The organism is Micromonospora sp. CA-248212, from assembly GCF_050948405.1.
GTDB lineage: Bacteria > Actinomycetota > Actinomycetes > Mycobacteriales > Micromonosporaceae > Micromonospora.
This window is the reverse complement of record NZ_CP192023.1, coordinates 484,030-503,098: the sequence shown is the minus strand read 5'-3', so window position 1 is coordinate 503,098 and position 19,069 is coordinate 484,030. Positions and strand designations below refer to the sequence as shown.

The 19,069-nt window shown below is 72.0% G+C and carries 17 protein-coding genes and 1 tRNA gene; 3 read left to right on the top strand and 15 right to left on the bottom strand.

What is annotated here, in order from left to right:
- Positions 1-12: 12 nt before the first annotated feature.
- Positions 13-348, bottom strand: a complete 336-nt coding sequence (locus tag ACQP03_RS02370; RefSeq protein WP_357123716.1) for a hypothetical protein — start codon at positions 346-348, stop codon at positions 13-15.
- Positions 349-894: 546 nt separating this feature from the next.
- Positions 895-968 (bottom strand) — tRNA-Thr (locus tag ACQP03_RS02365).
- A 143-nt stretch (positions 969-1,111) separates the two neighbouring features.
- Between ACQP03_RS02365 and ACQP03_RS02360 the strand changes: the two genes are divergently transcribed.
- Complete coding sequence (locus tag ACQP03_RS02360; RefSeq protein WP_363661017.1) at positions 1,112-2,848, top strand: metallophosphoesterase family protein; 1,737 nt, start codon at positions 1,112-1,114, stop codon at positions 2,846-2,848.
- 111 nt (positions 2,849-2,959) lie between these two features.
- Here the strand turns inward: ACQP03_RS02360 and ACQP03_RS02355 are convergent, their stop codons facing one another.
- The 6 genes from ACQP03_RS02355 to tmk all read right to left on the bottom strand — a co-directional run bounded on the left by ACQP03_RS02355 (position 2,960) and on the right by tmk (position 9,040).
- On the bottom strand, positions 2,960-3,799 hold the full coding sequence (locus ACQP03_RS02355; RefSeq protein WP_357123709.1) for a PSP1 domain-containing protein: 840 nt from the start codon (positions 3,797-3,799) through the stop codon (positions 2,960-2,962).
- Positions 3,800-4,287: 488 nt separating this feature from the next.
- A complete protein-coding gene (locus ACQP03_RS02350; protein ID WP_357172015.1) occupies positions 4,288-4,968 on the bottom strand; it encodes a hypothetical protein in 681 nt (226 codons plus the stop codon).
- Positions 4,968-5,273, bottom strand: coding sequence for a hypothetical protein (locus tag ACQP03_RS02345; RefSeq protein WP_355049258.1), 306 nt, complete (start codon positions 5,271-5,273; stop codon positions 4,968-4,970). Before ACQP03_RS02345 ends, ACQP03_RS02350 begins: the two co-directional genes overlap by 1 nt.
- Position 5,274: 1 nt before the next feature.
- Complete coding sequence (locus ACQP03_RS02340; RefSeq protein ID WP_355049259.1) at positions 5,275-5,604, bottom strand: YbaB/EbfC family nucleoid-associated protein; 330 nt, start codon at positions 5,602-5,604, stop codon at positions 5,275-5,277.
- Positions 5,605-5,726: 122 nt separating this feature from the next.
- Entirely contained in the window at positions 5,727-6,977 is a 1,251-nt protein-coding gene (locus tag ACQP03_RS02335) for a DNA polymerase III subunit delta' (RefSeq protein WP_357123700.1), read from the bottom strand.
- Positions 6,977-9,040, bottom strand: coding sequence for a dTMP kinase (tmk, locus tag ACQP03_RS02330; RefSeq protein WP_433461123.1), 2,064 nt, complete (start codon positions 9,038-9,040; stop codon positions 6,977-6,979). The genes ACQP03_RS02335 and tmk overlap by 1 nt, the downstream gene beginning before the upstream one ends.
- A 344-nt stretch (positions 9,041-9,384) precedes the next feature.
- Between tmk and ACQP03_RS02325 the strand changes: the two genes are divergently transcribed.
- A complete protein-coding gene (locus ACQP03_RS02325; protein WP_357123697.1) occupies positions 9,385-10,590 on the top strand; it encodes an amino acid deaminase/aldolase in 1,206 nt (401 codons plus the stop codon).
- A 17-nt stretch (positions 10,591-10,607) separates the two neighbouring features.
- On the opposite strand, the gene ACQP03_RS02320 is transcribed toward ACQP03_RS02325, so the two are convergent.
- Entirely contained in the window at positions 10,608-11,198 is a 591-nt protein-coding gene (locus ACQP03_RS02320; RefSeq protein WP_357124646.1) for a TetR/AcrR family transcriptional regulator, read from the bottom strand.
- Between the two features lie 226 nt (positions 11,199-11,424).
- On the opposite strand from ACQP03_RS02320, the gene ACQP03_RS02315 reads away from it, so the two are divergent.
- A complete protein-coding gene (locus ACQP03_RS02315) occupies positions 11,425-12,741 on the top strand; it encodes a D-arabinono-1,4-lactone oxidase (RefSeq protein ID WP_357123694.1) in 1,317 nt (438 codons plus the stop codon).
- A gap of 16 nt (positions 12,742-12,757) precedes the next feature.
- On the opposite strand, the gene ACQP03_RS02310 is transcribed toward ACQP03_RS02315, so the two are convergent.
- The 6 genes from ACQP03_RS02310 to topA all read right to left on the bottom strand — a co-directional run bounded on the left by ACQP03_RS02310 (position 12,758) and on the right by topA (position 18,933).
- The gene (locus tag ACQP03_RS02310) at positions 12,758-13,219 is read right to left on the bottom strand and encodes a zinc-binding dehydrogenase (protein ID WP_357123691.1); all 462 of its coding nucleotides are present in this window, start codon (positions 13,217-13,219) and stop codon (positions 12,758-12,760) included.
- Complete coding sequence (locus ACQP03_RS02305; RefSeq protein WP_357123688.1) at positions 13,216-13,734, bottom strand: alcohol dehydrogenase catalytic domain-containing protein; 519 nt, start codon at positions 13,732-13,734, stop codon at positions 13,216-13,218. Before ACQP03_RS02305 ends, ACQP03_RS02310 begins: the two co-directional genes overlap by 4 nt.
- Positions 13,734-14,033 (bottom strand): antibiotic biosynthesis monooxygenase, encoded by a 300-nt coding sequence (locus ACQP03_RS02300; RefSeq protein ID WP_357123685.1) that lies wholly within the window; start codon positions 14,031-14,033, stop codon positions 13,734-13,736. Before ACQP03_RS02300 ends, ACQP03_RS02305 begins: the two co-directional genes overlap by 1 nt.
- Before the next feature lie 5 nt (positions 14,034-14,038).
- Entirely contained in the window at positions 14,039-14,665 is a 627-nt protein-coding gene (locus ACQP03_RS02295) for a TetR/AcrR family transcriptional regulator (protein ID WP_357123682.1), read from the bottom strand.
- A 108-nt stretch (positions 14,666-14,773) separates the two neighbouring features.
- A complete protein-coding gene (locus tag ACQP03_RS02290; protein WP_357123679.1) occupies positions 14,774-16,000 on the bottom strand; it encodes a CapA family protein in 1,227 nt (408 codons plus the stop codon).
- A gap of 80 nt (positions 16,001-16,080) precedes the next feature.
- Positions 16,081-18,933, bottom strand: coding sequence for a type I DNA topoisomerase (gene topA, locus ACQP03_RS02285; RefSeq protein WP_433460068.1), 2,853 nt, complete (start codon positions 18,931-18,933; stop codon positions 16,081-16,083).
- Between the last annotated feature and the right edge of the window lie 136 nt (positions 18,934-19,069).

Sequence of the window (19,069 nt, the reverse complement as noted above, 5' to 3'; positions counted from 1 at the left end):
TCACTCCCCGTGTCAGCGGCTGCTGGAGAACCTGGCGGCGTCGAAGTTCGCGGTGCCCTCGGACGACCTCGCATTGTCGGACATCTCGGTGTCACCCTGACCGAACGAGGAGTCCATTCCACTCTGGCCGCCCAGAATCGCACCCAGGGAGGAGTTCAGTTCGGCGGTGATCGAATCGGCGTTCGCCTTGAACGAATCGAATGCCACCCGCCCGGCCCCGTTGAAGTTGCCCTGCAACGGCTCGGCCGCGGTGATCAGTTGCTTGATCAGAGAACCGAGATCATCGGAGGAACCCTGCGTCTGCTTGGTCAGACTGCCGAGCGTCTGAGCCCCCATGTCGAACTTCATGCCACCACTCCCCGCTCCTCGACCGAACGTCCGCCATCAATGTTACGAGATCCACGCCAATTCATCCTCAGTGGATTTTCGGGTGGGATGGCGTTTGCCGGGAAATGCGCAGTGGCAACTTGTCGGGGCATCCTTGCGCCGGCCGCCGTCTCAGGCCGCACCCGTGAGGCGACACCGATCCGGCGGGCCAGCGCCCGCGCGCCCGCCGCGTCGCCCGACCCGAGCGCGGCGCCGATGAGGGACTCCTCGTCTGACATGTACCGCCACGCCCCCTCAAGCCGATCTCCGTTGAAGATCACCGCCGGAAGCACCTGCAACCAGCCGGCGTGCCGGCCGATGCCGGCGCTTCAGTCGCCAGCAGTCCGAGCGCGGCCGGTTTGCGGGCGGCTTTGACGTGTACGCCGGGCTGTTCGATAACGACCTGGAAGCGGGCGTCAACCGGTTGAACGGAGCGGTCGCAGGGTGCGGGCTGGCGCGTCCGGCGGCGGTGTCCTGGACCTTGAGAAACGGCGGAAGCCCAGGTCGATGACCTGGGCTTCCGTGCCGAGCCGCCTGACGGAATCGAACCGTCGACCTACGCATTACGAGTGCGTCGCTCTAGCCGACTGAGCTAAGGCGGCAACGATCAGCAAGTGTACGGCACCCCGTACCCCTGGGCCGAGCGGGATACCCCGACGCTCCCGCCGCCGCCAAACGGACAAGCACCGCCATCCGGCCAATTACCAGACAGCAGCGCACGCAGACCGGTACTACGCTGCGGCGGGTGACTGACGAACGCGACGATCACCAGGCACCGGCGGACGCGCAACCCGACGGAGAGCCGGCTCCTCGCCGCCCACGCTCCACCGACCCGCTGGAACTGGGCTTCACCCCTCGCAAGCCGGTGCCGTGGCTGGCGCCGTTCCTGTTGATCAGCACCGGCATCCGGACGTTGCTGGCGATCCTCTTCGGCGCGTACCTCGACAAGCGCGAGTTGCAGAACGCCTTCGGCGACGACATCTTCCGCCAGGCCGGGCCGGACGGTGGGCTCTGGCTCGACTACGTGGCCGACCTCGGCGACGGCTTCCACGCCACCTACTCCGTCGCGTACCTGCTGGCGCAGCCGGAGCTGACCGTGGACGGGCACCGGCTGCCCCGGGCGCAGACCCTGGTGATGGGCGGCGACCAGGTCTACCCGTCGGCGGCCTACGCGGAGTACGAGAACCGCTGCAAGGGTCCCTACCAGGCGGCGCTGCCGGCGACGCCGCCCGACCGTCCCACCCTGTTCGCGGTGCCGGGAAACCACGATTGGTACGACGGCCTGACCGCTTTCCTGCGGCTGTTCGTCCGCTCCCGGGACCGTAACTTCGCCGGCTGGCGCACCGGGCAGTCGCGGTCGTACTTCGCGGTGGAGTTGCCGGCCGGCTGGTGGCTGCTCGGCGTGGACGACCAGTCCGGCTCGTACCTCGACGATCCGCAGTTGGCCTACTTCGACGAGGTGGCCCGGCGGCTCACCCCGGAGTCAAAGGTGATCATCGCGACGCCGTCGCCGACGTGGGTCAAGGCCGCCGACGACCCGACGGCGTACGACTCGGTCGACTACTTCGTACGGACGATCATCGACCCGACCGGTGCACGGGTGCGGCTGCTGCTCTCCGGCGACCTGCACCACTACGCCCGCTATGCCGGGCACGACCGGCAGTTGATCACCTGCGGTGGTGGTGGGGCTTATCTGTACCCCACGCACAAGCTGCCCGAGCGCCTCGAGGTACCACCGCGCGACACGCTGGCCCGGCGGGCCAGCCGCACCCAGCCGTACGACCTGGTGGCCCGCTACCCAGACGCGGCCCGCTCGCGCCGCTACGGCTGGGGCATCTTCGGCCGACTGCCGTTCCGCAACCCGGGCTTCGCGACCCTGCTGGGCACCCTGCACACCCTGCTGATGCTTGCCATGGCGGGCGCGACGGCCAACTGGGGCGACAGCAGCGACCAACGGCTGTTCAGCGTTCCGCTGGTGCTGATGGTGCTGGTGACGGTGATCGCGGCGATCCTGTTCGCCAAGCCGCCCAGCGCCAGCGGCAAGCGGCACGCCCGGCACTGGCTCCTCGGCGTCGGCCACGGTGTGGCCCATGTGGCGCTGGCCGCCGGCGGCACCTGGCTCTGGTTGGCGCTGCCGTTCTACGACTGGCCGTGGCCGCTGCCGGCGGTCGCCGCCGTGGTGGTGTACGGCCCGGTCATCGGGCTGGTGGCGAGTCAGCTGGTCGCAGCGTATCTGCTGGTGGCAGGCGCCTTCGGGGTGAACGTCAACGAACTGTTCGCCGGCCAGGGCATCGAGGACTCCAAGTCGTTCCTGCGGCTGCGCATCGACCCGGACGGCACGCTGACCGTCTACGCCATCGGCGTCGACCGGGTGTCCCGAGACTGGCAGGTCAACCCCGACCAGTCCCCCACCGCAAGCTGGCTGACCCCCAAAACCCCCCTAACCCCCCACCTAACCGAACCCCCCGTAGTCCTCACCTGACCGGACCACTAGTTGATCAAGAGGTTTGCGTCATCCGGAGCCCGAATTTTGACGCGAACCTCTTGATCAACGCGGGCTGGCGGGTGGGGGGTGAGGGGTGGGGGTGGGGTTTTAGGGGGTGTAGTGCTGGTCGTGGGCTTGGCGGGGGGCGCAGACGGAGGCGCGGGAGCAGGAGCAGCGGGAGCCGTCCGCGTCGAGGCGTACGGTCACCGCGTCGCGGGGCACGCTGTGGCCGACCACTCGACCACTGCCCTCGGGCGTCGTCACCCGACTGCCGACGGCCGGCGCGGTCTCCTGGAAGCGCTGGTACAGCGGATGTTCGTACTTGAGGCAACACATCAGTCGACCGCAGGCTCCCGAGATCCGCAGCGGGTTGAGCGGCAGGTCCTGGTCCTTGGCCATCCGGATGGTCACCGGCTCGAAGTCGGTGAGGAACGTCGCGCAGCACAGGTCACGACCGCATGAGCCGATGCCGCCCTGGACCCGAGCCGAGTCGCGCGCCGAGAGCTGGCGCAGCTCGACCCGGCAGTGCAGGGTGGCGCCGAGGTCGCGGACCAGTGACCGGAAGTCCACCCGGTGCGGCGCGGTGAAGTAGACCGTGCTGCGCTCGCCGCCGCCGTCGGCGGAGCCGAGCACATGGTCGACGGCCACCACCTTCATCGGCAGGCCGTGCGCGCGGATCAGCCGTTTGGCCGCCACCTTCGCCTCGGCCTTACGACGGCGCAGCGCCTCGTCACGGCGCAGGTCGTCGTCGCCGGCCAACCCCACCAGCCGGGGGAAGCCGTCGGTCTCCTCGCTCACCCACTGGGCGGCCCAGACGCACTCGGCGACCTCGGGTCCGTCGTCGGTCGGCACGAGCACCCGGTCGCCAACCTGGGGGCGCAGCTCGCCCGGGTCCAGGTAGTAGAGCCGCCCGTACCGGTTGAAGCTGACCGCGCAGAGCATGCCCATCCCCCCACCCTACGACGGATCACCGCGGAGAACGCGGCGGGCGATACCTCCATCTCCATCCATGACCGTCGACTCGACCGATTGCCGGGCCACCCGTCGTGCCGATGATCCTCGCCCGGACGGTTGAATCCGTGCCCGGGAAGGGGACAAACGCTGCCGGACAGCGTTGAGTGGAGGCAGACCTGCGGGGGGTGCAGGGGGAAGACCACGGCGTCGCCGTGCGCGCCGGCTCTGCTCTGGCGCCCGCGAGCGACGCCGTGGCCTGCCCGCGAACCACCACCACCGGCCCGAAGCAACGGCGTGGCCCGCGCGGGAACCACCACCACCGGCCCCGGAGCAACGCCGTGGCCCGCGCCGGAACCACCACCGGCCCCGGAGCGACGCCGTGGCCTATAGCCGCGGACCGACACATCTGGGCCTGAGCAACGCCACGAGTCGACCCGCAAAACAACGACCACGACCAGGCCTGGGAGCGGGCGGGGGTACTGCTACCAGCCGACCCTGGTGTGCTGGTCGTAGCGGGCGCGCTCCTGAGTCGGCGACCGCCAGGTGGACTCGGCCAGGCTCGGCGCCCACTGGCGCAGGAGTGTCTCGGCGCCGTCGTACGCGACGCAGAGCACCGCCAGCACCCGCGCGGCGATCTCGGCGGCGTCGGCGACGCCCGGCCCGACCGGCGTCAGGCGGTTCGGGGGGCCGGCGGCGGTGGCGGCGACCACGGCCACCGCCTCGGCCGAGCGCAGCAGGTCGGCCAGCGTGCGGGCGAGGGCGAGACGGCTGCCCTCCACCCAGTCGGCGAGCGCGTCCGCGTACCCGGCGGTGGATTCCATCCGCCCGACCAGGCTCTCCGGCCCTTCGTCCAGGTGGCGCAGCAGCGCGGCACGCTCCTGCCCGTACGCCGAGGCGGCCGGCCCGGACCAGAGCACGGGGTCGGTGAGCGCGGCGCCGACGTCGTCGTACCCCCGGACGAGCCGGCGCACGGCGTGCCCGGCGCTGACGAGCGGCGCCGGGTGCAGGTCGAGGAAGCCCCGGACGGCGTCGCCGGGCAGCACCTGCATCCGGCGGAGCAGGGGCCACACCCGGTGCCCTTCGGGAACACCGGCCGCGAGCAACGCGTCCACCCGGCGCAGCAGGTTGAGGCCGGGTTCGGCGAGCCGGTCCAGTGGGTCCATCACGGCTCTCCGGTGATCCGGCGGCGGGCGGCGCGGTCGACCTCGGCGTACCGGTCGGCGGCCTCGCGGACGGCCGAGGCGGCGGCGGCGAGGCGGCCGGCGGCAGCTCGGGCCTCGCGGGCCCGGTCGTCGGTGGCGGCGGCCCACTGTCGATGCAGCGCGCGACCGATCTCGCCGGGGCGGCCCGGGGCGTCCGCGCCGAACGCGGCCTGGGCCGGATCACTGGCGGTGACGGTGTGGGACAGGGTGGTGAGCGTGGCGCTCGCCTCGTCGAGCCGGGCGGAGAGCGCGCGCAGCGTGTCCATGTCAGGCCCCCGCGAGCGGTCGGTAGGCGGCGAACGTCTCGTTGTGCAGCTTCTCCCGGGCCCACTCGGCCGCGTCCGCCGCCGCGGTGACCGCGGCCTGCACCGAGCCGGCCACGTCGCGCGGGCTGCGGGCGTGCAGTGGCCCCAGGAACCGGACGTCGGTGATGCGGCCGGCGGCGGTGACCACCACCTCGACCAACCCGTCCGGCGAACGGACGGTGACCTCGACCGTCGACACGGCCTGGTCGAACTCGGCCTGCAACGACTCGATACGGCGGTAGCGCCGCACCGCCTCCTCGATCCAGGCCTCGTCGATCTCCCCCCGCGGCATCGGCGACTCCTCCCGGATGGATCATCACTGAGCGTGCCGCCACCGTCACCACGGCACACCGGACCGTACCGCACAGCAATCGCACGTGTCGATGGCTGTGGACAACCGGCGGGAGCTGCTGGTCAACCCTTCCAGAGGGCGAGCATCATCGCCTCGACGGCGATGCGCGGCTTGACGTTCGCGTCGATCGCCGCACGGCAGGCGAGCACGGCCTCCAGCCGGCGCAGCGACCCCTCGGCGTCCCACTTCTGGGCCCCGGCGCCGGCGAGCGCGGCGGTGTCGGTGTGCACCGGGTCGACCGGTGCGCGCAGCGCCATGGTGAGCGCGTCACGGTAGAAGCCGGCCAGGTCGACGAGCGCCCGGTCGAGCGCGTCGCGCTGGGCGCGGGTGGCCCGTGACTTCTGCCGCTTCTCCAGTTCCTTGAGCTGCCCGGCGGCACCCCGGATCGCGCCGGCCGCGCCCCGGCCGGTGCCGCCCGCGCCGAGCGCCGTCTGCAGTGCCGCCCGTTCGGCCACGTCGGCCTCGGCGACCGACGCCTCGGCCTCCGCCTCGGCAGCCTCGATCAGCGCGGACGCCGCGTCGAACGCCGCGCCCACGCCGGTCAGCCGGCGCGGCACGGCGAGCACCGCCGCACGCCGCTTGCGGGCCTCCGGGTCGCGGGCCAGCCGGCGGGCCCGGCCCACGTGCCCCTGCGCGGCCGCCGCCGCCCACTGCGCCACGTCGGGCGCGATGCCGTCCCGACGGACCAGCACCTCGGCCACCGCGGTGGCCGGCGGCTGCCGCAGGGGTACGACCCGACAGCGCGACCGGATGGTCACCGAGATGTCGTCCGGGTGGGTGGACGGGGCGCAGAGCAGGAAGACCGTCCGCGGTGGCGGCTCCTCGATGGCCTTGAGCAGGGCGTTACCGGCTGCCTCGGTGAGCCGGTCGGCGTCCTCGATCACCACCACCTGCCAGCGCCCGCCGGACGGGGTGCTGGCCGCGCGGAGCACCAGCGCGCGCATCTCGCCGACGCCGATGGAGAGCCCTTCCGGCACCACCAGCCGGACGTCGGCGTTGGTCCCGCCCATCGTGGTGTGGCAGCCGGGGCACTCGCCGCAACCGGTGCCGTACGCACACTGCAGGGCCGCGGCGAAGGCGCGCGCGGCGACCGAGCGGCCGGACCCGGGTGGCCCGGTGAAGATCCAGGCGTGGGTCATGCCAGCGGCCGGGTCGGGGGTGCCGGCCCCGATTTCGGCCTCGCCCGCTGCGACGAGGGCGGGCGCCCGGTCGGTCGCGGCGGCACGCAGCACGGCCGCCGCCGCTGCGGCGGCGCGGCGCAGTTCGGTCACCGCCTCGTCCTGACCGACCAGGTCGGCGAAGACGTCCGGCATCAGGTCTTATGCTCCATCGTCACCAGCTCCGCGTCGGATAACTCAGGCTGCACCGAGGTGTCCGGGCCCTGCGCGGGTCGCGGGTGCACGATGCCGCCGGGCTTGCCGAGCATCTCCTCGACGCGCCGGACCACCAGCTGGGTGATCTCGCCGACCGGCCGGGACGCGTCGAGCACCAGGTAGCGCTTCGGGTCGGCGGCGGCGAGGTCGAGGAAGGCGTAGCGGACGCGCTCGTGAAAGGCGATCGACTCGGCCTCGAGCCGGTCGGCCGCACCGCTGCGCGAGGCGACCCGGGACAGGCCGGTGCGCGGCTCGACGTCGAGCAGCACCACGAGGTCGGGCTTGAGGCCGCCGGTGGCCCAGGAGGAGAGCCAGGAGACCTCGTCGACCGGGAGCGTGCGCCCGGCGCCCTGGTACGCGAGCGACGAGTCGACGTACCGGTCGCTGATCACCACGTCGCCGCGGACCAGCGCGGGCCGGACCACGGAGGCCACGTGGTGCGCCCGGTCGGCGGCGTAGAGCAGCGCCTCGGCGCGCGGGGACGGCGCCTCGTCGCCGGAGGTCTCCAGCACCAGCGACCGGATCCGCCGGCCGACGCCGGTCGCCCCCGGTTCGCGGGTCACCAGCACGTCGCGCCCGTCGGTGCGCAGCCGCTCGGCGAGCGCGGCGAGTTGGGTGGACTTGCCGGCACCCTCGCCGCCCTCGAACACCACGAACAGCCCGGCCGAGACGAACGGCTCCGCCGGCGTCAGCGGACGGCCCCGGATCGAGCCCCAGAGGTCGGCGAGGACCGGGACGCCCTTCTTGTCGTCCATCTGGCCGAAGGCGCTGATGCCGGCGAAGATGCCGGCGGCGCCGGCCGCGAGCAGCAGCAGTCGGGTGGACGAGACGGAGATGCCGAGGTCGGCGATCTCCAGCTTGCGCGAGCCACCGACGCCGACCAACACGCTGCTCAGCCCGATGGCCAGGATCAGCACCAGTCGGGTGCCGATCTGCACCACCGCGAACACCCGGCCGCGCACCTCGTCGGCCACCTCACCGCCCAGCAGCGTGGTGCCGGCGAGGAAGGCCATGCCTGCGCCCGCGCCGACCAGCACCGCGCCGACGATCGCCATGGACAGGTGGATGGCGAAGGCGAGGGTCATCACGGCGGCGCTGGCCAGCACGATGCTCATGCCGAACCAGCGACGCCGGGACATCTCCTTGACGACCATCGGGCCGAGCCCGATGCCGAGCGCCAGACCGACGAAGATCGCGCCGAAGAGCAGCGAGAACGCGGCATCGCCGGCACCCAGTGAGTTGGCGAAGAACTTGGCCGTGCCGACCACGATGCCGCCGCCGGCGAACGCGCCGAAGATGCCCAGCACCAGGCCGCGGACGAGCGGGGTCTGGCCGATGAATTTCCAGCCCTCGGAGAACTGCCGGAACATGCTCTGCTCGGAACGCCCCGCCTCGCCGCGCTGCGCCTCGCTGATCTCCTTGATCCCGAACGCCACCACCAACGCGGTGGCGAGCCGGGAGAAGGCGTTGAACCAGAGTGCGAGTTGAGCCGGTTCGGCCCAGGAGGGTAGATCGCCGCCCACAGCGCCTCTGACACCACGGTCCAGCACTGCGAGGCCGATGGCCGCGGCCACCGGGGTGAGGCCGTACGTGGTGATCAACGTGAGCTGGTTGGCCGCCTCCAGGCGGGCCCGTGGGATCAGGTTGGGGACCGCGGCCTCCTTGGCCGGGATCCAGAGCAGGGTGAGCGACTCGATCAGGAAGGTGGCGATCAGCGCCCAGCCGACCACCAGGCCGCCGGCGGCCCCGCTGAGGGCGTAGAGCGGAATGGAGGCGAAGAGCACGAAGCGCAGCAGGTCGCAGATGACCATCGTCCAACGCCTGTCGAACCGGTCGGCGAAGACGCCGGCCACCGGGCCGAGCACCAGCGCGGGCAGTAGTCGGATCGCGGTGACCCCGCCGAACGCGGCGCCCTGGGCGGTGCTGCCCTGCACCTGCGAGGCGGCGAAGAGGGCGGTGGCGAGCAAGCCGAGCCAGTCACCGAAGGAGGCCGCGCCGAGCACGATCCAGAGCCGGCGGAACGGCCTGATTCGCAGTACCGAGCGGATCGCGGCATAGCCGGACGCGTCGACCTGACCACCGCTGGACTGGTTGGCGGCGCTGCCCGACTGGTCACCCGCGCGCGACACGCCGGGCGACTCGCCGCTGTTCTGGCTTTCGATGGCCGTACCTCCACGTGCCGGCCCATCGCTGGGCACCCCCGGTGGAACACTCTAGACCCGGTGGGGGCCGCCCCACCGGCGACATTCTCCTGCTCGCTGAGCCTAGGCCGCCGACGGCGTCGACCGCAGCCCGGGACGTATGCGAGGGTGTTTCGCATTCATCGTCGGACAGTTAGCGTGCACACGTGGCCATCGAAAGCGACAAACTGCGCGAGCGCCTGGACCGGGCGACCGCCCATCTCGACCCCCCGTACGCCGTGGTGGATCTCACCGCCTACGACGCCAACGCGGCGGCCCTGGCCGACCGCGCCGCCGGCAAGCCGATCCGGCTGGCCAGCAAGTCGGTGCGCAGCCGGGACCTGATCGGCCGGGCGCTCACCCGGCCCGGTTGGCAGGGGGTCATGGCGTTCACCCTCCCCGAGGCGATCTGGCTGGTCCGGGCTGGTCTGAGCGACGACGTGCTGGTGGCGTACCCGAGCGCCGACCGGGCGGCCCTCACCGAGCTGGCCGCCGACCCGACACTCGCCGCCGCGATCACCCTCATGATCGACGGCACCGGCCAGCTCGACTTCGTCGACGCCGTCCGCGCCCCGGGGCAACGCGCCGAGCTGCGGCTCTGCCTGGACCTGGACGCCTCCTGGCGACCGCTGCGTGGCGTGCACGTCGGCGTCCGCCGCTCGCCGGTGCACAGCGCCCGGGCGGCCGGCGCGCTCGCCGCCACCGTCGCCGGCCGCGCCGGCTTCCGGCTGGTCGGGCTCATGTCGTACGAGGCGCAGATCGCCGGCCTGGGCGACGCGCCGCCGGGGCGGACGCTGCTGGCGGGCGCGATCAGGCTGGCTCAGCGCGGCTCCTACCGCGAGTTGCTGGCCCGCCGTGGCGCCGCGGTGGCGGCGGTACGGGAACACGCCGACCTGGAGTTCGTCAACGGCGGCGGCACCGGCAGCGTGGCCGCGACCAGCGCCGATCCCGCGGTCACCGAGGTCACCGCGGGATCGGGCCTGTACGGGCCGACGCTGTTCGACGCGTACCGCGCCTGGCGGCCCACCCCGGCGGCGTTCTTCGCCTGCGCGGTGGTCCGCCGACCGACGCCGGAGTTGGCGACCGTGCTCGGCGGCGGTTGGATCGCCTCCGGCCAGGCGGCCGACAGCCGGCTGCCCCGACCGTGGCTGCCGGCCGGCCTGAAGCTCGTCGGCACCGAGGGCGCCGGCGAGGTGCAGACCCCTCTCGCCGGCGCGGCGGCGGCCACCCTGCAGGTCGGCGACCGGGTGTGGTTCCGGCACGCCAAGGCAGGTGAGCTGTGCGAACGGGTCAACGAGCTGCACCTCGTCGAGGGGGACGCGGTCGTGGCGACCGTGCCCACCTACCGGGGCGAGGGCCACGCGTTCCTCTAGGTGTTCGCGCCGCCAGGTCAGGCGGACTGGGCGGCCTCGGCGCGCTGCTCGCTCTCGCATCCGTCGACCTGGCGGTGCAGGTACTCCCGGATCAGCGCCTTCGCCTCGAGCAGGACCCGCTCGTCGCCGTCGGACTTGCGCCGGAACGCGAGCTTGATCAGCGCGTCGGCGGCCTCCACGGCGATCTCCAGGACGAAGCGCAGCTTCGGCACGTCGGTCAGACCGAAGCGCTCGGTGAGCACCCGCGCCAACTGGTCGGCGATGACGCCGTTGTTGTCACGCTGCTCGTCGAGCAGGTGCAGGTCGACCACGTCGCCGAAGTGCAGGGTACGGAAGCCGGGGACGGTGCGGTGCATCGTGATGTACTCGTCGATTCCCGCGTCGACGCCGTCCCACCAGTGGGTCATCTCGTCGGAGGCGAAGCGCTCGTCGAGCCGCTGCAGGTAGGACTCCATCGTGCGCAGGGTCAACGCCTGCACGATCGCCCGCTTGTCCGGGAAGAACTGGTAGACCGACCCGATCGCCACTTCGGCGCGCTCCGCGAGCAGGGTCGTGGTCAGCCCCTCGTACCCCACCTCGTCGACGAGCTCGGCGCAGGCGTCCAACATGCGCTGAACCCGCGCGACACTTCGACCCTGCACCGGTACGCGGCGCAGCGGCCCGGTCGTGGCGGCTGGTGTGGACACTCGGCGCCACCCCCCTTCGACGGATGAACATATCTCCACGTCACGAGTCCGTGACTACCGGTACAACGAGCGGACCGCAATTGCGGTATTTACCAGGGACAACGTTCCTGATATGAAGTCAGTTCATATTCATGAATGAGGAGCGCGCATGGTCGGCACCGCACCGCTCACCGCCGGATGGTCCAACTGGGCCGGCAACCAGCGTGGCAGCGCCACCGCGATCCTGCGCCCCGGCTCGCCGGACGAGGTGGCAGAAGCCGTCCGGGACGCCGCCGCCGCCGGAGGCCGGATCCGCGTCGCGGGCAGCGGCCACTCGTTCACCGCCGTCGCCCTCGCCGACGACCGGCGGATGGAGTTGTCCGAGCTGGAGACCGGTGTCAGCGTGGACGTGGCGCGCCGACTGGTCACCGTACCGGCGGGAATGCCTCTGCACGCGCTCAACGGACTGCTCGCCCGGCACGGCCTCGCGCTGCCCAACCTGGGCGACATCGACGCGCAGACCATCGCCGGCGCCATCTCCACCGGCACCCACGGTACCGGCGCCGGCTACGGCTGCCTCTCCACCTTCGTCGAGGCCCTCACCCTGGTCACCGGCACGGGCGAGGTGCTGCGCTGCTCCGCGGACGAGCACCCCGACGTCTTCGCCGCCGCCCGGGTCTCGCTCGGCGCGCTCGGCGTCCTGGTCGAGGTGACCCTGCGCTGCGTGGACGCCTTCGTCCTGCACGCCCACGAACGCCCCGCCGCCCTCGACGACGTGCTCGGCGACCTGCCCGCGCTGATCGGCCGGCACGACCACGTCGAGTTCTACTGGTTCCCCTACACGTCCCGGGTCCAGGTGAAGGCCAACGACCGGGTACCCGTCAACGACCGGCCGCTGTCCCGCTGGCGCGGCTGGCTGGACGACGACTTCCTGTCCAACCGGGTCTTCGCCGGGGCCTGCCGCCTCGGCCGGGCCGTGCCCGCCCTGGCACCCGGCATCAGCGCCGTCTCCGCCCGCGCGCTCACCGAACGGCGGTACACCGGACGCTCCGACCGGGTGTTCTGCACCCCGCGCCGGGTCCGCTTCGTCGAGATGGAGTACGGCCTCCCCCGCGCGGCGCTACCGGAGGCGCTCACCGCGCTGCGACGGATCGTGGACGGACTCCCGTTCAAGATCCTCTTCCCGGTTGAGGTGCGCTTCACCGCCGCCGACAACATCTGGCTGTCCCACGGCTACGACCGGGACAACGCGTACGTCGCCGTACACCAGTACGTCGGCATGCCGTACGAGCCGTACTTCCAGGCGTTCGAGAAGGTCGCCGCCGCACTCGGCGGTCGCCCGCACTGGGGCAAGCTGCACTACCGCGACGCGGCGTCCCTCGCCGGGGCGTACCCCCGTTTCGCCGACTTCCAGGCCGTCCGCGACCGCCTGGACCCGCACCGCGTCTTCGCCAGCCCGCACCTGACCCACATCCTGGGCGCGTGAGGGCGGCGTCCGCCCGTCAGAGGTCCAGGACGACCCGGCCCCGGGCGCCGCGCTCGACCAACTCGTGGGCCTCGGCGATCTGTGCCAGCGGCAACCGGGCGGCGATCGGATAGCGCAGATCACCGGCGACGAGCGCGGCCGTCAGGTCGGTCGCGGCGGCCTCGTTCGCCGACTCGGGGAAGTCGTCGTTGCTGAGGAACCGGACCGTGATGTTCTGAAAGCCCAGCGGCCAGTACGGGATGGCGGGTTCGGCGGCCACGGTCGCGTAGGTCGCGATGACGCCGCCGACGCGGAGGATCTCCAGGTTGGTCGCCAGGTTGGCGTCGAAGGCGAGTTCGGCCACCCGGTCGACAGGTTCCCCGCCGGTGCGGTCGAGGATCCGGGCGGCGACGTCGCCGCCGGCGGTGTCGACCGCGTGGTGCGCGCCCGCGATCAGCGCCTGTTCAACCTGGTCGGGCGTTCGAACCGTCGCGATCACGGTGGCGTCGCCCCGGCGGGCCACCGCCAGCGCGGCCCGTCGACCGCGCCGAGGGCACCGGTGACGAGGACTCGCTGCCCACGCACGGGACCGTCGGCGAAGATCGCCCGATGGGCCGTGATGCCCGGGATACCGAGCCCGGCCGCCTGCTCGTCCGGCACGTCGGCGGGCAGCGGCACGGCGTGCCGGGCCGGCACCACCGTGTACTCGGCGGCGGTGCCGAACGGGCGGTACGACTGGGCGAGATACACCCAGACCCGCTCACCGACCCGTGCCGGATCGACACCCGGCCCGACGGCGTCGATCACCCCGGCGCCGTCACCGTGTGGGACCACCCGGGGGAACGACATGGCGGACCCCCACCAGCCCTGCCGTTTGCCCAGGTCACCCACGTGGATTCCGGAGACCGACACCCGGACCCGGACCTCGCCGGCACCCGGCGAGGGATCGGGCAACTCGCCGACCTGCAGAACCTCGCGGGCCGGGCCCTGCCGGTCGTACCAGGCTGCGCGCATCACGCACCCACCGGATCGGTCGTGGTGCCCTCCTCGGAGCTGACCACCTCGTCGATCAGGGCGAAGAACGCCTGGATGCCGGGCCGGTTCCCGCCCCGACGCCGGGACTCGGCGAAGTCTTCGGGCGAGGCCCAGAAGACGATGTCCAGCCACTGTCCGGCATCGAGTCGGATCAGCCGTGCGCCGAGGAAGCCGGCACGGTCGGCCTGGAAGTCGTCAAGCATCGCGGGCCGTGCGGCCAGCAGGGCATCGGCGCGCTCCGCGGCCACACGGAAGCGGGTGATCTCGACGGTGGTCATCGTCCTCAATCCGTTCGGGTACGGGAAGCCGCGTCCCGGACGCCCAGCATCAGCCTGAGCTGGGTGAGCAGGACGTCGCGGAAGGTCTCGGGTGACGGCGTGGCATGGTGCTGGACGCGCGAGACGATCAGACCGGCCAGAGCCGCGAGCAGGAAGTCCGTCACCGCGTCGGCGTCGTGGGTCAGCGTGAACGCCCCCCGCTCGGCGCCCTCGCGCACCGCGGCCAGGAAGGGCGCCCGGTAACGCGCCAGCACCTTGGCGCTGTGGTCGCGGAGTTCGTCGTCGCGCATCGCGGATCGCCAGAACTCGACCAGGATCCGTCGGGCGCTCTCCGAGTTGTGCAGGCTCCGGTCGGTCAGGGCGACCAGCCGTCGCCACGGGTCGGCCTCGGCGACCGAAACCGCGTCCAGGGCGGCGACCTCCCGGTCGGTGAACACCTGCATGGCCTCGATGATCATGTCCTCCCGCGACCCGAAGTAGGTCTGGAGGGTGCTGATCGCGACGCCGCCGGCCGCCGAGACGTCGGCGAACCGCGTGTTCTCGTATCCGCGCGATGCGAGCACGTCCATCACCGCGTCGAGAACGGCAGCCCGCTTCTCCCCGCCCGCACGCCTCGTCCGACCAACCGGCATGGCAATACGGTACGGCGGTACCGACTCAACGGGTAGGCGGGCGATCTCGGTGTGGTGCAGAGCACCCTGGTTCGAGCCGCACCCTCGGCACCTGAGGGCGGCAGCCGCTCAGCCGCCCGACGCCACCACCTGGTCCGGGCCGGCACCCAGGGCCCGGACGTAGCCGAGCACCCGCTGGTACGCCTCCCGGTAGTCGCCCCGCCGGCCTGGTGAGGTGCCCGGGTCGGCAAGCGCTGCGGTCAGGTCGACCAGCCGCAGGGCCGGCGCCAGGTCGGTCCAGGTGGGCAGTGCCTCCATCCGGGTCACCGTCCAGCGTCCCGGAGCGGTCTCGGTGAAGGTGGCCCGGGCCATCACACCCTCACGGTTGTCGTCGATCGGCGTCTCGTGCCGGGCCAGTTCGTTGCCCATGCCGAAGACCACCCACTTGTCGCCGAAGCGCTGGAACGGCTGCACCACGTGGGCGTGATGGCCCAGGATGAGGTCCACGTCGGGCGAGGAGATCAACTGCTTCGCCCACGCCCGCTGGTCGGCGTCCGGCAGGTGCTGGTACTCCGTACCCCAGTGCAGGCTGAGCACGACGATGTCGGCACCGGCGACCCGGGCCTTGTGGGCGGCGGCGAGGATCTCGGACGGCTTGATCAGGTTGGCCAGCCACGGCTTGCCCGAGGGGCGGCTCAGCCCGTTGAAGTTCAGGCTGTACGCCAGGTGGGCGACGCGGACGTCGCCGACCTGGTAGATCCGGGGCCGGGCCGCTTCGGCGGCGCTGCGGGCACTCCCGGTGTGCCCCAGCCCGGCGGCGTCGAGTGCGCGGAGTGTCCGGGCCACCCCGTCGACACCCTGGTCGAGGGTGTGGTTGGAGGCGGTTGAGCAGCCGTCGAACCCGGTGGTGCGCAGCGCGTCGAGCACCTGCGGGGGCGCGTTGAACGACGGATAGCCGGCGAACGGGCCGGCGGGATCGGCCAGTGGCGTCTCGAGGTGGCACAGCGCCAGGTCGGCGCCGCGGACCGCCGGGGCGACCCCGGCGAACATCGGGCCGAAGTCCATGCCGCCGGCACGGGCACCGTCCCGGCGCGCCTGCTCGGTCACCGCGGGATGGATCAGAACGTCACCCGCGGCGACGAGTCGCACGGTCCGCGGGTTGGCGGGATCGCGGTTCGGCCCGGCGGACGACCCGGGGGCGACGGCCTGCGGGGAAGCGCGCGACATGGTGGCGCCGGCTGGCGAGGGACTGCCCGCGTCCACCGCCCGGATGCCGACCGCGGACACGGCGAGCAGCAACGCACCGGCGGCAGCACCGACGAGCATGCGGCGGCGCGGGACAGGGACTGCGAACATTCCCTCACATTAGGCAGTCCACGCCAGAACCCCGACCCCAAATTTGGACATTTAACCCATTTGGGGCGGCGTGCTCACCGTCACTCCTCGGCAGGGCTGGCGGTGGCCTTCTTCGGGGCCGCCTTCTTCGCCGGGGTCGCCTTCCTGGCCGCCGTCGCCTTGGCGGTGGTGGTCTTCTTCGCGGCGGTGGACTTGCTGGCGGCGGCCGTCTTCTTGGTGGCCGTCGTCTTCTTCGCCGGAGCCTTCTTCGCCGGAGCTTTCTTCGCTGCGGCCTTCTTGCGCGGGGCCGGACCCTTGGCCCGCTTGTCGGCCAGCATCTCGGACGCTTCCTCGATGGTGAGCGCCTCCGGGGTCTGGCCGCGCCGCAGGGACGCGTTGACCTCGCCGTCGGTGACGTACGGGCCGAACCGCCCGTCCTTGATCACCAGCGGCTTCTCGGTCAACGGGTCGACGCCCATCTCGCGCAACGGCGGCGCGGCGGCCCGCCGGCCCCGGGTCTTCGGGGCGGCCAGCAGGGCCAACGCCTCGTCCAGGGTGACCGTGAACATCTGCTCTTCGGACTCGAGCGAGCGGAACTCCTCGCCCTGCTTCACGTACGGGCCGTAGCGACCGTTGTTGGCGAACACCTCGACGCCGTCGGGCGCGACGCCCACCGACCGGGGCAGGCTCAGCAGCCGCAGCGCCTCGTCGAGGGAGAGCGAGTCCGGCGTCTGCGAGCGCAGTAGCGAGGACTTGCGCTCCCCGCTGGAGACGTACGGGCCGAAGCGGCCGGACTTGAGCACGATCGGCTCGCCGGTGGCCGGGTCGTCGCCGAGCTTGCGCTCGCCGCTACCGCCGAGGAACAGCTCGTGCACCTTCTCCGGGGTCAGCTCGTCCGGGGCCAGGCCCTCGGGGATCGGCGCCCGGTCACCCTGGGAGCCGGCCTCCTCGCCCTCGGCCGGAGCGGCCGGCGTCTCGCCGGGAACCGCCCGCTGGAGGTACGGCCCGTACCGGCCGACCCGGACGACGACCTCCCGGCCGTCCTCGTCGGTGAAGAGCGGGATCGAGTTGACGCTGCGCGCGTCGATCTCGCTCAGGTTCTCGGTGACGAGCTTCTTGAGCCCACCCGAGCGGGCGATGTCCTGGTCACCGGCGCCGTTGGCGCTGCCGAAGTAGAACGCGGTGAGGAAGTCGACCGCGGCGTGGTCACCGCCGGCGATCTCGTCCAGCTCGTTCTCCATGCTGGCGGTGAAGTCGTAGTCGATGAGGCGGGGGTAGTGCCGCTCCATCAGGCCGATCACCGCGAAGGCCAGGAACGTGGGGATCATCGCCTGGCCGCGCTTGGTGACGTACCCCCGGTCCTGGATCGTCTGCATGATCGACGCGTACGTCGACGGGCGGCCGATGCCCAACTCCTCCAGGGCCTTGACCAGCGACGCCTCGGTGTAGCGCGACGGCGGCTGGGTGTGGTGGCCCTGCGCGGCCAGCTCGTCGGCGGTCAGCGGCTGGTCCTTGACCAGGGTCGGCAGCCGGCGCTCGGCGTCCTCGGCCTCGGCGTTCTCGTCGTCGCTGGACTCGACGTACGCGCGCAGGAAACCCGGGTCGGTGATGGTCTTACCGGTCGCACCGAAGTCGGCCTCCTCCTGGGAGGTGGAGACCGCGCGGATGCGCACCGAGACGCTGGAACCGACGGCGTCGGTCATCTGCGAGGCGATGGTGCGCCGCCAGATCAGCTCGTAGAGCTTGAACTCCTCGGCGGACAGCTCCTTGGCCACCTCGCCCGGGGTACGGAAGTTGTCCCCCGCCGGGCGGATCGCCTCGTGCGCCTCCTGGGCGTTCTTGACCTTGCCGGTGTAGCGGCGGGGCTCCGGCGGAACGCTGCGCTCGCCGTACAGCTCGACGATCTGCCGGCGGGCCGCCGAGATGGCGGTCTCCGACAGGTTCACCGAGTCGGTACGCATATAGGTGATGTAGCCGTTCTCGTAGAGGCGCTGCGCGGTGCGCATCGTCTGCTGCGAGGACAGGCGCAGCTTGCGGGCCGCCTCCTGCTGGAGCGTCGAGGTGATGAACGGCGCGTACGGGCGGCGGCGGTAGGGCTTCTCCTCGACCCGGGTGACCGTGAACGGCCGCCCGTCGAGCCGGGCGGCCAGACCCCGGGCACCGCTCTCGTCGAGGTGGACGACGCCCGCGCCGGCCCGGACCTTGCCCGTGGTGGGCTCGAAGTCCTTACCGGTGGCGATCCGGTCGCCGTTGAGCGCGATCAGGGTGGCGTTGAAGGTACGCGGCCCCTCGCCGGCGTTCGCCACGGCGAGGGTGGCCAGGATGTCCCAGTACTCGGCGGTGCGGAACGCCATCCGCTGCCGCTCCCGCTCCACCACGATCCGGGTCGCCACGGACTGCACCCGGCCCGCCGAGAGCTTCGGCATGACCTTCTTCCACAGCACCGGGGAGACCTCGTAGCCGTAGAGGCGGTCGAGGATGCGCCGGGCCTCCTGGGCGTCGACCAGGTCGCGGTCGATCTCCCGGGGGTTGGCCACGGCGGCCTGGATCGCCGGCTTGGTGATCTCGTGGAAGACCATCCGCTTGACCGGGACCTTGGGCTTGAGGGTCTCGACCAGGTGCCAGGCGATGGCCTCGCCCTCGCGGTCCTCATCCGTCGCCAGGAAGATCTCGTCGACCTCCTTGGACAGCTTCACCAGCTTGCTGATCTGCTGCCTGCGGTCGGCCGAGACGACGTAGAGGGCGTGGAAGCCGTTGTCCACGTCCACCCCGAGGCGGGCCCAGGACTCGCCCTTGTACTTGGCCGGCACGTCGGCGGCGTTGCGCGGCAGGTCGCGGACGTGACCGAAGCTGGCCTCCACGACGTACCCCGGGCCGAGGTAGCCCGAGATCGTCTTGGCCTTCGCCGGTGACTCGACGATGACCAGACGGGTGGTTCCAGCGTTGCTCGGCACGTCTCTCCCCGACCTCACTCCTGCTCGTGGCCGGCCGGCGCCTTACGACAGCGACCGCTCTCGACCCCGCCGTGGCACCGGCGGTCCGGATGTCCAACGTAACGCGCCGTCCGCGTTTCGGGTTTCGCGGGCGGCA

What these genes read in the sequence shown, in the direction of transcription:
- ACQP03_RS02320 (WP_357124646.1), bottom strand. Translation starts at nt 11,198, where the DNA reads ATGTTGGACGCCTGCGCCGAGCTCGTCGACGAGGTGGGGTACGAGGGG.
- ACQP03_RS02305 (WP_357123688.1), bottom strand. Translation starts at nt 13,734, where the DNA reads ATGCGCGCAGCCTGGTACGACCGGCAGGGCCCGGCCCGCGAGGTTCTG.
- ACQP03_RS02295 (WP_357123682.1), bottom strand. Translation starts at nt 14,665, where the DNA reads ATGCCGGTTGGTCGGACGAGGCGTGCGGGCGGGGAGAAGCGGGCTGCC.
- ACQP03_RS02370 (WP_357123716.1), bottom strand. Translation starts at nt 348, where the DNA reads ATGAAGTTCGACATGGGGGCTCAGACGCTCGGCAGTCTGACCAAGCAG.
- ACQP03_RS02340 (WP_355049259.1), bottom strand. Translation starts at nt 5,604, where the DNA reads ATGCCGCGGGGGGAGATCGACGAGGCCTGGATCGAGGAGGCGGTGCGG.
- ACQP03_RS02315 (WP_357123694.1), top strand. Translation starts at nt 11,425, where the DNA reads ATGGTCGGCACCGCACCGCTCACCGCCGGATGGTCCAACTGGGCCGGC.
- ACQP03_RS02350 (WP_357172015.1), bottom strand. Translation starts at nt 4,968, where the DNA reads ATGGACCCACTGGACCGGCTCGCCGAACCCGGCCTCAACCTGCTGCGC.
- ACQP03_RS02290 (WP_357123679.1), bottom strand. Translation starts at nt 16,000, where the DNA reads ATGTTCGCAGTCCCTGTCCCGCGCCGCCGCATGCTCGTCGGTGCTGCC.
- ACQP03_RS02335 (WP_357123700.1), bottom strand. Translation starts at nt 6,977, where the DNA reads ATGCCGGACGTCTTCGCCGACCTGGTCGGTCAGGACGAGGCGGTGACC.
- ACQP03_RS02355 (WP_357123709.1), bottom strand. Translation starts at nt 3,799, where the DNA reads ATGGGCATGCTCTGCGCGGTCAGCTTCAACCGGTACGGGCGGCTCTAC.
- ACQP03_RS02345 (WP_355049258.1), bottom strand. Translation starts at nt 5,273, where the DNA reads ATGGACACGCTGCGCGCGCTCTCCGCCCGGCTCGACGAGGCGAGCGCC.
- ACQP03_RS02300 (WP_357123685.1), bottom strand. Translation starts at nt 14,033, where the DNA reads ATGACCACCGTCGAGATCACCCGCTTCCGTGTGGCCGCGGAGCGCGCC.